We start from the raw sequence: 13,241 nt of genomic DNA, 5'->3' as shown, positions 1-13,241 counted from the left end.
GACGTGGTGGCGCCTCATCGGCAGGTCGTGGAGGCGGGGCGAAATGTGGGTCGATCGAGCGGTGCAGATCAGGGTCTGCATCGGCGCTCTGCTCGTCGGTGCGTCCGGCGCTTCCGCCCTGGCCGCTGGCCCGGGCGCGACGACACAGGCAACCGCGGCCCCGGCAACCGCGGCCCCGGGAACCACGTCCCTAGGAACGACCTGGGCCACCGACGTCATACAGCACACCCACAACGCCGCCGGTCTCGCGATCCTGATCGGCCTCACGGTGTTCGCCACCATCCTCTCGCTGCTGCACATGCGCGAGCGGTCGCGCTGGACCCGGCGCGAGGGTGACCTCGCCTCGGAGCTCGCCCGCCTGCACGGGTCGCACGACCTCGCCGAACTGCTGCTCAACGCCGAGCGCCAGGTCATCGTGACCTGGGCCGGGCGGGGCGATCCCGTGATCGAGGGCGACGTGACGCTGGCCCTGCCCGAGGGTCGTAGCCTCGCCGGCGGGTCCGAGCGCATCCTCGCCTTCTCGACCTGGCTCGCGGCGAGCGACGCCGGAGCCCTCGATGCCGCCGTGCTCGCCCTGCGCGAGCGCGGGACCGGTTTTCGCCTGAGCCTGCGCGCCCAGGACGGCCGCTACATGGAGGCGCACGGCCAGGCGCTCGCCGGCCGCGCCCTGCTGCGCCTGCGCGAGACCAGCGAGGAGCGCCGCCAGCTCAACGAGTTGCGCCACCGCCTCGACGAGGCCAAGCGCGGCCTCTCGGCCCTCTCGAACCTGCTCGACGCGATTCCCCAACCGGTCTGGCAGCGCGACCAGGACGGGGCCCTGGCCTGGGTGAACACCGCCTATGTCGCCGCCGTGGAGGCCCCAAGCCGCGAGGGCGCCGTCGTCGCCGGCATCGAGCTCCTGGACCGGCAGGCCCGCGAGATGATCGCCCGGCACGACGGCGCGCGGCCGGGCTCGGGCGCGCGCGGCGCCTTCCGCCTGTCGGCGGTGGTGGCCGGCGGCCGGCGCAACCTCGACGTCACCGAATCGGTGATCGAGGGCGGCCGGGTCGGCATCGCCGTGGACGTCTCCGAGCTCGAGAGCGTGCGCGCAGACCTGCAGCGCCAGATGGACGCCAACGTCCGCACCCTCGACCAGCTGCCCACCGCCGTGGCGATGTTCGACGCCCGCCAGCGCCTTATCTTCCACAACGCCGCCTATCGGCACCTGTGGGGCCTCGACCAATCCTTCCTCGAGCAGCGGCCCCTCGACGGCGAGATCCTCGACCACCTGCGCGCCTCGCGAAAGCTTCCCGAGCAGGCGGATTTCAAGTCCTGGAAATCGGACGTGCTCGCCGCCTACCGGGCGGTGGAGGCCAACGAGACCTGGTGGTACTTGCCCGACGGTCGCTCCCTGCGCGTGGTCGCCGACCCCAACCCCCAGGGCGGCCTGACCTACCTGTTCGACGACGTCTCCGAGAGCGTGAAGCTCGAATCCCGCTACAACGCCCTGATGCGGGTGCAGGCCGAGACGCTGGACACCCTCAAGGAGCCGGTGGCCGTGTTCGGGGCCGATGGCCGCCTCACCTTCGCCAACCGCGCCTTCGCCACCGCCTGGCGCCTCGACGCGGCGATGCTGGTGGAGCGGCCGCGGGTCGACGCGGTGATTGCGGCCTGCCGCATCCTGTCCCCGGACGAGGAGCCCTGGCTCGACATCCGTGCCGCCGTGACCGACCTCGAGACCCGCGCCGGGCTCACCTGCCGCCTGGAGATCGTCGACGGCACCGTGCTCGACTGCGCCACGCAGCCGCTGCCGGAGGGCGCCACCCTGCTCACGCTCATCGACGTCACCGCCAGCGTCAACGTGGAGCGGGCGCTCACCGAGAAGAACGACGCCCTGGAGCGCGCCTCGCTCCTGCGCGACACCTTCGTCCACCACGTCTCCTACGAGCTGCGCTCGCCGCTCACCAACATCATCGGTTTCACCCAGCTCCTCGGCGACGAGACCGTGGGCGCTCTCAACGACCGCCAGCGCGAGTACTCGGACCACATCATGCGCTCGTCCGGCGCCCTCCTCGTGATGATCAACGACATCCTCGACCTCGCCTCGATCGATGCGGGCTCCCTCGAACTGTCGCGGGAAGTGGTCGACGTGCGCGCCACGGTGGAGGCGGCGGTGCGCGGCCTCGAGGACCGGTTCGCGGAATCGGCGATCACCCTCGACCTCGCGGTGCCCGACGACATCGGCAGCTTCGTCGCGGACGGCAAGCGGGTGCGCCAGATCCTGTTCAACCTCCTCTCCAACGCGGTGGGTTTCTCCGCGCCGGGCCAGACCGTGCGGGTGGAGGCGCGCCGCGAGGGCGACGAACTCGTGCTGTCGGTGGCCGACCACGGCCGCGGCATGCCCGTCGACGTCGCCGCGCGGGTGTTCGACCGGTTCGAGAGCCATACCCTGGGCACCCGCCATCGCGGCGTCGGACTGGGCCTGTCGATCGTGCGCTCCTTCGTCGAGCTGCACGGCGGGCGCGTCGCCCTGGACTCGGCCCCCGGCGCCGGCACCCGCGTCACCTGCACCTTCCCGGTCACCGATCCCCTCGCCCACCGCGCCGCGGCCGAATGACGGCCCGGCGGTTCGGGTCGCCGATCCTCGGACCTACGGCGTCGGTGGCAGGCTGTTCTTGACGAGGTACTTGAGGCCACGGTCGAACGAGACGTCGTTGTCGCCTCTGATGTCGACGCTGTAGGCCTGCTCGGGTTTGTCGCTCCTGAGATCCTTCACGTAGACGTTGATGTTCAGGATGAGGTTGGAGACCTTCTGGATCTCGCCCGTGACGGCGACGTCGGCACCCAGCGTCCTGGCGTAGTCCTCGGCGCAGCCGTTGCAGTTGCGCAGGCCCGCCCCCCGGGTGACCCGGTCCTCCACCGGGCCCGTGGACACGATCGCATAGCGACCGCTCTCCGACAGCAGCGACCGAAGCTGGTCGCTCAGCGGCTTCAGGCGGGCCACATCCGCCTCGGTCGGCCCCTGGATTCCGAGGTTCGCGAGCTGGAAGTCGAAGACCGCGGCCTTGGGCGGCTCCGCATGGGCGCCGGTCATGGTCGCCAGCATGGCCCCGATGGAGATCGTCAGCGTGCGAGAGATCGACAGCGTGCGAGAGATCGACAACGTGCGAGAGATCGTCATGGGCGGTCCTTCACGGTATTCGGGTTCTCAATGAACGCGCGTGACGGTCGATCGACCTCATGTTCCGGGAAACTCTCTCATCGAGACCTCCAATCGACCCGTCCCTGATCGGCGAGCCGCCGGGCCGAGAACGCTCCGGACGGCCTCCCGATACGCTCGAGCGAGGGCCTTCGCGGAGCCTGCTCAGGGCTGGGCGGCCTTGCGCAGGGGCCTGGCGAAACGCTGGCCGGTGAGGGTGAAGCCGGTGGCGAGGCAGAAGGCCCGCGATTCCGGCCGGTCGGCATCGACCAGGGCTTCCAGGCTGGCGCAGCCCGCCATCCGCGCCGCCTGCGCCGCGGCCTTGAGGAGGAGCCGGCCGATGCCCCGGCGGCGGTCGTCGGGTGCCACCAGGAGCACCGTGATCTGGGCGACCGGGGCGCCGGATAGGAGGGTCCGGTACCAGTTCATCACCACGAGCCCGGAGGGCGGCCCCCATTCCACCGCGACGAGGGCCGCGGCCTGCTCGCGCCGCAGCGTCTCGAGACGGTCCGCCGCGTCGCGGGCCGACAGCGTCAGGCCGCAGGCGTCGAACAGCTGCGACAACCCGGGGGCGTCGCCGGCCGCGGCGGCGCGGATCTCCAGGCCGTATCGTGTGCCCAAGCCCATCTCCGACCGCGAAAGGGCGCCGGCCATCGTCGCCGGTCCGGGCGCGCGCCGGTCGCCGAGCCTCCCGACCATATAGGCGGAGCGGGCCCGCACGGCGACGGGTCCGCGCGCGGCTCAAGGCGTTGCGCTATCGGACACGGGCCGCCTATAGGGCGTCGGCACAACCGCCACCGATCGCAGGACCCTCATGTCCGCCCCTCCGAGCCGCCGCGCCGTTCTGTTGCCGCTCGCAGGGCTGGCCTGCCTTGCCCCCGCCGCCCTGAGCGCCCCGGTCTTGAGCGCCCAGGTCTTGGCGCCGCCGGGCTCCGCCATCCCCGTGTTCCGGCGCGGCATCGGCGTTTCGCACGCGATGGGCTGGGCCGAGGTCGCTGACGACGGCTCCTATGCCGAGCCGCCGTTCTCGGGGCCGCGCTTCCGCTTCGACGGGCCGCAGCGCAGGGCGATCCGCACGGCCGGGTTCGACTTCGTCCGGCTCGCCGTCGACGTCGGCCCGTTCCTCGCCGCGGACGCAGCCAGGCGGGCGCGCATCGACCGCCGTCTCGTCGAGACCGTCGAGGCGCTGCTCGACGACGGCCTCGGGGTCGTGGTCGATCTCCATCCCAGCGACATGCATCCGGCCTACACGCCGACCGCGCTGACCGCGGGCGCCACGGCGCCGGCCTTTCTCGCCTACCTGGGTTTGGTGACCCGCACGGCCGCCAGCCTCGCCGCGCTGGTCGCACGGCGGCGCCCGGTGTCGGCGCCGCGGCTCGCGTTCGAGCTGATGAACGAGCCGGAGATGTCGCAGGCCGCATGGCAGCCGATGCTGGAGGCGGCCTACCAGGCGGCGCGCCAGGGCTCCACCACGCTGCCGCTCGTCCTCGGTGGCGGTGAGCAGAACGCGGCCGCCTCCCTGGACGCCCTCGACATCCGCCCCTTCGCGGACGATCCGGCGGTGCTGTACACGTTCCACAGCTACGAGCCCTGGCAGTTCACGCACCAGGGCGTGCAGGGCAACCCGGCCTATCCGTTCGACGCGGTGCCCTATCCGGCACCGGCGGGGTCGCCGGCGATGGAGCGGGCCACCGCTCTGCGGATCGCCGGCCTCCCGAGCGATGCGCTGCGGGCTGCGGGCGGGGCGGCGGCGGCCGGCGACGCCCTGCGCCGCTACAGCCGGTCCGGCTTCGACCGGGCCGCCCTCGACGCGATCTTCCGCAGGGTGAGCGCCTGGCGACAGGCGCAAAAGCTGCCCGCCCACGCGATCCTGCTCGGCGAGTTCGGGGCTCACCTCACGCCCTACCAGCGCACCGACGAGGGAGCGGCGGCGCGCACCCGCTGGCTGCACGACATGCGGAACCTCGCCGAGGAGCACGGGTTCGCCTGGGCCGCCTGGACCTACGTCGGGAGCGGCGGCTTCGCCTTGGCCAACAGCGAGATCGGCCCCGGCTTCGACCCGGCCACCGCCGACGCGCTCGGCCTCGCCGCGAGCGGTGCGAACCCGACGCGTCCCTGATCGCAGCGCGGATCGCGGCAACGGTTTCTTGACCGCGATTCCCGTCCGGCGCCGGCACCGATCCTCGCATCGCGGTCCCGGCGCGGCGATTGCGGCATGGGCCCATCGAAGGGCCGGGTCAGTCTCGAAACGGCACGGTCCCGTCCGGCCGTGACGCGTCGATGCGGCCGGCATCCCCATCAGCGACGAGACATCGAGATGCACGCCGTCAAGAACCTGATCTTCCATGGTGTCGGCCTTGGCGCCATGGGCCTCGCGGCCGCCCGTCACCGCATCGGCGGCTATCGGAGGCCCACCGATTTTGCGTCGGAAGACCTGACGCAGGCGATCGCGCATGTCGTCGGGATCGTCCAGGATTGGAACGACACCCTGTCCCGCCTCGGCACGCATCCACGCAGCGTCCGTGGCCTCGACGTCCTGGAACTCGGGCCCGGGGCCACCCTCGGCACCGGCGTCCTGCTCCGGGGATTCGGCGCTTCGTCCTACCTCGCCGTCGACGTCAACGAGCTGGCCGCGCAGACGCCCTCGGCCTTCTACCGCATGATCGCCGAGGCGCCGCTCCCCGACGGATGCGATCCCGCCATCGTGCGCGCCGTCGCCGAGTCTCTCGCGCAGGGCCGGGAGGCGGGCGTCGGCTATGCGACGGACCCGGACTTCGACATCGTGCGTGCGGCGGCCGGCCGGACCTTCGACGTGGTGGTCAGCAACGCGGCGTTCGAGCACTTCGACGACGTCGATGCGGTGATCGCCGACCTCGGCCCGGTCATGAGGCCGGGGGCGGTCTTCATCGCGATGGTGGATTTCCAGACCCATTCCCGCTGGGTCCGCCGCGTCGATCCCAACAGCATCTACCGCATCGGCCCGTCCCTCTATCGCGCCATGACGTTCCCGGGGCAGCCCAACCGCCTGCGGCCGCGAGACTACCTGGAGTCCCTCGCCCGCCACGGCTGGAGGGACGCGCAGGTGCATCCCGTCGACCGGGCGCCCCCGGACTACCTCGCGTGGAGCCGACGCTCGCTGGCCGCTGACTATCGCGACGACGAGGCCCGCATGGACGTGCTGACCGGGATCGTCACCGCGCGAAAGCCCTGAACGCTCATGCCAGGCCGGGCGAGTCGCGAGCCGGCCGTCACGCCCGGCCGTCCTGCGACCCCGGTTGCCATGGCCCGTGACCGGTGGATCTCGGTAATCATGTCTCGCATTTTAGAGAAACGAACCCTCACGACGGAGCGTTCACGGCAGTCATGGACAAAATGAACCCGTGAACGCCGATTAACGACAGTTTAACTCGGCAAAGTAACGACAATGATCGGTCGAAATATCGCATAAATTTACCTCGTCTCGATCCTGGGCTTTGCGTAAGGCCGTTGGGATGGCAAGAGTTGCACTAGGCAGGACCGATGTGATGATGAGCTCCGACAGGAACGACGACATTCAGGAGCCCGGTCCGACATCCGGTAACGCTCCGTCCGTCACCATCGTCATCAAGGCTCTCAACGAGGAGCGCTGCATCGCCCGCGCCATCGACAGCGCGATGGCGGCGCTGGCCGCCGCGGGGGTCACGGACGGGGAGGTGATCCTCGCCGACAGCCGCTCCGCGGATAGGACCGTCGCGATCGCGACGGCGCGCGGCATTGCCGTCGCGCGCCTGTCGGATGCTGTGCCGCGTAGCTGCGGCATCGGTCCCCAGCTCGGCTACCAGCACGCGCGCGGCGACATGGTGTGCCTGATCGACGGCGACATGGCGCTCGCCCCGGGGTTCTTGGTGGCGGCCCTCGCGTTCCTGCGCGAGCATCCCGCCGTCGCCGGCGTCGGCGGAACGGTGCGCGACGTCAACGTCGTCAACCTCGAGTTCGACCGTCGTGCCCGCCGCGGCGCGCCGGACCTGCGACCGGGCCCGGTCGACCGGCTCAACGGCGGCGGCCTGTACCGGCGCAGTGCCATCGCGTCGGTGGGCTACTTCAGCGATCGCAACCTGCACGGCTACGAGGAGTTCGACCTCGCCGTCCGCCTGCGCACGGCGGGCTGGTCGCTGCATCGCCTAGCCACACCCTTCGTGGATCATTACGGCCATACCATCGGCGGATACCCGCTGCTGATGCGCCGGATCACGAGCCGCTACCTCGACGGGATCGGCGAACTCCTGCGCGGTGCCCTGGGCAAGCCGCACCTTCGCACCACGTTGCGCGACCTGCCGGAAATCCGGCTGTGGCTGGCGGTCTACTTCGGCTGGGCGCTCGGGCTCCTGGCGGTGATCGCATTGCCGGCCGCCCTGGCGCTCGCGGCCCTCGGTGCGCTCGTCCTGGTGCCGGTGGCGGGGATGAGCCTGCGCTACCGCTCGCTCGCCCTCGGCCTCTATGCCTTCGTCGCCTGGAACGCGCACGCCTTCGGCATGGCGCGCGGCTTCCTCCGGCCCAGGGTCGCGCCGGACCTGCCGATCGACGCCCTCTTCGTGCCGGGCAAGACCGTCTCCGGAGAGCGGCCGTCCGGCGAGCCCGCCACGGCGCGGACGGCCCTGCCCGCGGAAGGGGCGAGGTCCGGCAGGAGCGATGTTTCACGTGCAACGGCGTCGGCCCTGGGTGCCTGCATCCTGTGCGTGACGATGGCCGGCCACACGACGGCCGGCCCGGAACGGCACGGCGATGCGCTCCGCACGCAGATCGGCGGCGTCCGCGGCCTCGCGTCGCCCTCATCGGACGGTGGGCGTCGCCATGCGGTTCTCACGTCCTCGGACGACGCCGATGTATAAGTATTCGGAGCCCTCGCGGGACATGCCGCCGGCGCGGGGTCCGGCACGGCCGCGCGGCGCGGCGGTGCCGGCCGTGGCACCCTACACCGTCACGCTGCCGCCGCTGACGCCGATGGTGCTCGCCTTCATGGTCTGGCGCCATCGGATCCAGGTCGCCGTCTTCGGGCTCGTGTTCGCTCTGCTCGGTCTCGCCTTCGGCGTCCTGGCGCCCGCGAAATATGCGGCCTTCACGCAACTCATCATCGATCCCACCGACCTTCGCGTCACCGACCGCAGCCTGCGGACGGCGAGCCAATACAGCGACGCGCTCATCGCCCAGGTCGAGAACGAGATCCGCGTCATCACCTCGTCCTCGGTGCTCGACCGGGTGGTCAGAGCGGAACGGCTCGACCGCGACGACGAGTTCGTCCCGAAGGGGTCGCCCGGCCTCCTGTCGGGGATCGCGACCTCCGTGCGCGGCCTGTTCGGCGCCGCCGAGCCGCAGCGCCAGCCCGCACCCGCGCTCACGGCGCTCCGCGCGCTCGACAAGGTCGTCAGCGCCAAGCGCGACGAGCGCACCTACGTGGTCACCATCGGCGCGACGAGTCGCGATCCGGACAAGGCGGTGCGGCTCGCCGACGCCGTCGTCGACGCCTACGTCACGGAGACGGCCCAGACCCGGGACGAGGTCAGCCGCAAGATCGCCGGCTCGCTCAACGACCGCATCGCGGAGCTCAAGAGCGCGGTGGAGCAGGCCGAGCAGCGGATCGAACGCTACAAGCGCGCCAACAACATCGTCTCGGCCGTGGGCTCGAGCGTCACCGAGCAGCAGCTCGTCGCCGCGAGCACCCGCTACCAGGCCGCGGCCAACGCGGTGACGCAGGCGCAGTCGCGCTACCAGCAGGTCATGCAGGCCCGCGGCAGCGGCGATGTCGGTGCGATTCCCGACGCGCTCCAGTCCGCCACCGTGATGAACCTGCGCAGCCAGGTCACCGAGGTGCAGCGGCGCCTGAGCGACCTCTCCGCGACGCGGGGCCGCCGCCACCCCGAGGTGATCGAGATGACCGCGCAGGAGGCCACGGTGCGGCGGGCCCTGAACGAGGAACTCGGCCGGATCGCGGTGGCCGCCAAGACCGACCTCGACCGGGCCCGGGCCGACGAGCGCGAGAACCAGCGGACATACGAGACGCTGAAGGCCGCCGTGAGCACGAAGGACGATGCCAGCGTGCGCCTGCGCGAACTCGAGCGCGACCTCCAGGCCAGCCGCTCGGTCTACGAGACCTTCCTCAACCGGACCAAGGAGGTCTCGGAGCAGACGAAGATCGACGAGGCCAACATCCGCGTGATCTCGCGGGCCCAGGTGCCGGAGCGGCGTTCGTATCCGCCGCGCACCCTCCTTCTCGTCATCGTCGGCTTGGTGGCGGGGCTGGCCCTCGGGGTCGGGATCGCCATCGCGCGGGGCCTCATCCGCAAGAGCGGGATCACGCTGCGGCCGAACCGGATGCCCGGCGCCCTGTCGATCCGGCGGTCGTAGAGCGCCCGCGGGAACGGCGGCGACCGAGGGCGGGGTGGGAAGACGTGTCGCCGTCCGAGGCACCGATGTCCGCGACGGGTTCGTCCGGTCGCTGTCCCTATACCCGCACCGGGCCTCGGCCCGCGCGGGGCGACGATCCGACGATTCCGGGCGGAATGCGAGAAGAGGAGCGAGGCGGATGACGACGACCATCGAACGGCACCCCACCCACTCCGGGCCTCTCGCTTGCGGCCCCCTGCGGGAGATCGCCCGCCGTGATCGCGCGGCCCGGACGACGTGCCATGTCCGAGCGTAGCGGAGTCCGAACCCCGTCCGAGCGTCCGGGCGCGCCGGCCGGCGAACCGTTGCGACTGCGCCTCCGGCGCGCGGCGGCCCGGCTCGTGCGGACGCGCACGCAGCTCGTCCGGTTCTCCGAGCCGCTGGTCTCGTTCACCTTCGACGACGTGCTGGAGACGGCCTGCACGGTCGGCGCGCCGATCCTGGAGGAGGCCGGGGCGCGGGGCACGTTCTACTGCGCGGGCCATCTTCACGATGGCTGGACCGGACCGGCGCTGGCATCGCCCGATCAGGTCGTCGCCCTGCATCGCCGTGGCCACGAGATCGGCTGCCACACCTATACGCACCGGGCGGTGTCGGACCTGTCGCGCGAAGCGCTGGCGGCGGACCTCGCCCGCAACCGGGCGCATTTCTCGGGGCTCGCGCCGGACATGGCGCTCTCCAACTTCGCCTATCCGTTCAACACCACGTCGCTGCGCGCCAAACGGCAGCTGGAGCGATCGTTCGCGACCTGCCGCGCCGGCGTCCCCGGCGTCAATGCCGGCAGGATCGACCTCGGCTACCTGCGCGCCGTGGAACTGGCGGACGGCTTCGCCGACCGCGCCGCGATCCGGGCCTGGATCGCCCGCGCCGTGCGCGAGCGCGGCTGGCTGATCTTCTTCAGCCACGGCATCGCGCAGGTGCCCGAGCCGTGGGGCTGCCACCCGGACCTCCTGCGGTTCGCGGTGGCGGAGGCCGGGACGCAGGGCGCCCGCATCGTTCCCGTGGCCGAGGCCGTTCGCCGTGCCGCCGGGGGGACGACCGCCGAGCCGGAAAGGGCATTCCACTCATGACCGCGGTCCTGACCGAGCCCGCGCGGCAGCGCGCGCATGCCGGCACCGAGCCGATGCGCCTCCTGTCGGTGAACAACTACCACTATCGCCGTGGCGGCGCCGAGGTCGTGTTCCTCGAACACAACCGGCTGATGCGCGAGACCGGGTGGGACGTCACGAGCTTCGCGATGAAGCATCCCAAGAACCTGCCCTCCGACTCGCAAGCCTCCTTCGTGGACGAGATCGAGTTCGGCCAGAGCTACGGAATGCTGCGCACCCTGCGCCAGGCCGCGACGCTGATCTATTCGTTCGAGGCCAGGGCGAAGCTGCGCCCCCTCATCGCCGCGCAGCGCCCCGACGTGGCGCATGTGCACAACATCTACCATCACATCTCGCCCTCCTTCCTGCCGCTCCTGAAGCAGGCGGGCATTCCGGTGGTGATGACGCTCCACGACCTCAAGATCGCCTGCCCGGCCTATACGATGCTGAGTCAGGGCAAGGTCTGCGAACGCTGTCGCGGCGGCAGGATCTACAACGTCGCCGTGCGACGCTGCGTCAAGAATTCCATCGCCCTGAGCGGGCTCGTCATGGTCGAGACGCTCATCCATCGGATGCTCGACATCTACGATCGCAACGTCGACCGCTTCGTCGTGCCGAGCCGGTTCTACATCGACAAGCTCGTCGAATGGGGCTGGCCCCGCGAGCGCTTCGTCCACATCCCGAACTTCGTCGACGTGAACGACTTCACCCCGAGCCATCTGCCGGGGGAGGGGTTCCTCTACGTCGGGCGGCTGAGCCCCGAGAAGGGTCTCGACACGCTCATCAAGGCCGCCGCCAAGGCGGGGCAGCGGGTGTCGCTGGTGGGAAGCGGCGCCATGGAGCCGCAGTTGCGCAGCCTCGCCGCCGAGACCGGGGGCGACGTGCGCTTCCTCGGCTACCTCACGGGCGAGGGCCTGCACGAGGCCATCCGGTCGAGCCGGGCCGTGGTGCTGCCCTCGACCTGGTACGAGAACGGACCGATCAGCCTGATGGAGGCCTACGCCCTCGGGCGCCCCGTCATCGGCACGCGCATCGGCGGCATCCCGGAGATGGTCCGCGAGGACGTCACCGGCCTGATCGTGCCCCCCAGCGACGCCGATGCCCTCGCGGCGGCGATGGCGCGGCTCGCCGCCATGCCGGCCGAGCCTGCCGCGGCCATGAGCCGGGCCGCCCGCGCCCTCGTGGAGGACGAGTTCTCGGTCGAGCGCTACCGCAGCCGCATCCTGTCCCTCTATGCAGACATCGCGCGAGGCCCGACGTGAGCGCCATGACGAGCCGGCCGTCTTCCTCGCCCCGCGTGCCGCTGCGCATCATGATGCTCGGCCTGCGCGGCATCCCCGACCTGCAGGGCGGGGTCGAACGGCATGTCCAGGAACTGGCGCAGCGCCTCGTGCGCTCGGGCTGTGCGGTCGAGGTGATCGGACGGGCGCGCTACCTCCCGTCGCGGCGTCCCTTCGAATGGCGCGGTGTGCGCGTCACGCCGCTGCCGTGCCCGCGCATGACCGTCCTCGAGGCGCTCGTGCATACGTTCCTCGGCGTGCTCTACGCCGCGTGGGTCCGGCCCGACATCCTCCACATCCACGCCATCGGTCCGAGCCTGCTCGTGCCGCTGGCGCGCGGCCTCGGTCTGCGGGTCGTCGTCACCCATCACGGCTTCGACTACGACCGCGAGAAATGGGGCCGCCTGGCGCGCGCGATGCTCCGTTTCGGGGAATGGGCCGGGATGCGTTTTGCCCACGGCCGCATCGCCGTCTCGCGCGACATCGCCTCGGTCGTCACCGCCCGCCACGCGGTGGCGGTGTCGCCGATCCCCAACGGCGTCACGGTCCATCCCGTGCCCCCGGAGGCCGGCACGCTCGACCGCTTCGGCCTCGAACGCGGCCGCTACGTCGTCATGGTGAGCCGCCTCGTGCCCGAGAAGCGCCACCTCGACCTGATCGAGGCCTTCGCCAGGGCCGACCTGCCCGGCTGGAAACTCGCCCTCGTGGGCGGCGCCGATCACGCGGACAGCTACTCGCGCCAGGTGCTCGACCGGGCGAACCGGACGAAGGGGGTCGTCACCACGGGCTTCCAGACCGGTCCGGCGCTACAGGAGCTTCTGGCCCATGCCGGCCTGTTCGTGCTGCCGTCGAGCCACGAGGGGCTTCCGATCGCGCTTCTCGAGGCCCTGTCCTACGGAGTGCCGACCCTCTCCAGCGACATCCCGCCCAACCGCGAGGTCGGCTTGCCCGAGGCCTGCTACTTTCCGGTCAGGGACATCGGCGCGCTGACGAACGGCCTGGTCAGGGCCTGCAACCGCCTGCTGGACGAGGCCGAGCGCACCGAGAGCCGCGAGCGGATCCGCCGCGTCTTCGACTGGGACGTCATCGCCGCGCGCACCCGCGAACTCTACATCACCGTCCGCGACGCCCCTTCCCCGCGCACGCGGGCTCCCGGCCGGGCGCCGCTCTCCCGCCCGGGCCCCTGAGCGCTCGGGGACCCTGAGCGCGCTGACGTCCGGGCTGCGGCGCGCGCAGTCCGCGACGGTGGCCCGAGCCCGGCTCGACGACAGCGCC

10 protein-coding genes are annotated in these 13,241 nt (G+C 71.4%); 8 read left to right on the top strand and 2 right to left on the bottom strand.

Annotated features, from left to right (window positions below):
• Positions 1-43: 43 nt before the first annotated feature.
• Positions 44-2,596: a PAS domain-containing sensor histidine kinase gene (locus tag ASF39_RS00620; RefSeq protein WP_055878893.1), complete on the top strand. Its 2,553-nt coding sequence runs from the start codon at positions 44-46 to the stop codon at positions 2,594-2,596.
• A gap of 33 nt (positions 2,597-2,629) precedes the next feature.
• Here the strand turns inward: ASF39_RS00620 and ASF39_RS00615 are convergent, their stop codons facing one another.
• On the bottom strand, positions 2,630-3,085 hold the full coding sequence (locus ASF39_RS00615; RefSeq protein WP_244472250.1) for a DUF3280 domain-containing protein: 456 nt from the start codon (positions 3,083-3,085) through the stop codon (positions 2,630-2,632).
• 258 nt (positions 3,086-3,343) lie between these two features.
• Positions 3,344-3,805, bottom strand: a complete 462-nt coding sequence (locus tag ASF39_RS00610; RefSeq protein WP_348271506.1) for a GNAT family N-acetyltransferase — start codon at positions 3,803-3,805, stop codon at positions 3,344-3,346.
• 187 nt (positions 3,806-3,992) lie between these two features.
• On the opposite strand from ASF39_RS00610, the gene ASF39_RS00605 reads away from it, so the two are divergent.
• The 7 genes from ASF39_RS00605 (at position 3,993) to ASF39_RS00575 (ending at position 13,153) form a co-directional block, all read left to right on the top strand.
• Complete coding sequence (locus ASF39_RS00605) at positions 3,993-5,297, top strand: cellulase family glycosylhydrolase (protein WP_056280299.1); 1,305 nt, start codon at positions 3,993-3,995, stop codon at positions 5,295-5,297.
• Between the two features lie 198 nt (positions 5,298-5,495).
• Positions 5,496-6,389: a class I SAM-dependent methyltransferase gene (locus ASF39_RS00600; protein ID WP_056280296.1), complete on the top strand. Its 894-nt coding sequence runs from the start codon at positions 5,496-5,498 to the stop codon at positions 6,387-6,389.
• A 313-nt stretch (positions 6,390-6,702) separates the two neighbouring features.
• On the top strand, positions 6,703-8,046 hold the full coding sequence (locus tag ASF39_RS00595; protein ID WP_348271502.1) for a glycosyltransferase: 1,344 nt from the start codon (positions 6,703-6,705) through the stop codon (positions 8,044-8,046).
• Positions 8,039-9,559 carry a GumC family protein gene (locus tag ASF39_RS00590; protein WP_162240565.1) on the top strand — a complete coding sequence of 507 codons (1,521 nt, stop codon included), beginning with the start codon at positions 8,039-8,041 and terminating at the stop codon, positions 9,557-9,559. The genes ASF39_RS00595 and ASF39_RS00590 overlap by 8 nt, the downstream gene beginning before the upstream one ends.
• A gap of 281 nt (positions 9,560-9,840) precedes the next feature.
• Positions 9,841-10,668: a polysaccharide deacetylase family protein gene (locus ASF39_RS00585; RefSeq protein WP_082494269.1), complete on the top strand. Its 828-nt coding sequence runs from the start codon at positions 9,841-9,843 to the stop codon at positions 10,666-10,668.
• On the top strand, positions 10,665-11,948 hold the full coding sequence (locus ASF39_RS00580; protein ID WP_244472220.1) for a glycosyltransferase family 4 protein: 1,284 nt from the start codon (positions 10,665-10,667) through the stop codon (positions 11,946-11,948). The genes ASF39_RS00585 and ASF39_RS00580 overlap by 4 nt, the downstream gene beginning before the upstream one ends.
• Before the next feature lie 5 nt (positions 11,949-11,953).
• Positions 11,954-13,153, top strand: a complete 1,200-nt coding sequence (locus ASF39_RS00575) for a glycosyltransferase family 4 protein (RefSeq protein WP_056280288.1) — start codon at positions 11,954-11,956, stop codon at positions 13,151-13,153.
• Positions 13,154-13,241 lie beyond the last annotated feature (88 nt).

This window comes from Methylobacterium sp. Leaf108, from assembly GCF_001423265.1.
GTDB lineage: Bacteria > Pseudomonadota > Alphaproteobacteria > Rhizobiales > Beijerinckiaceae > Methylobacterium.
The sequence above is the reverse complement of the archived record's forward strand: the minus strand, read 5'-3'. Positions and strand labels throughout refer to the sequence as shown.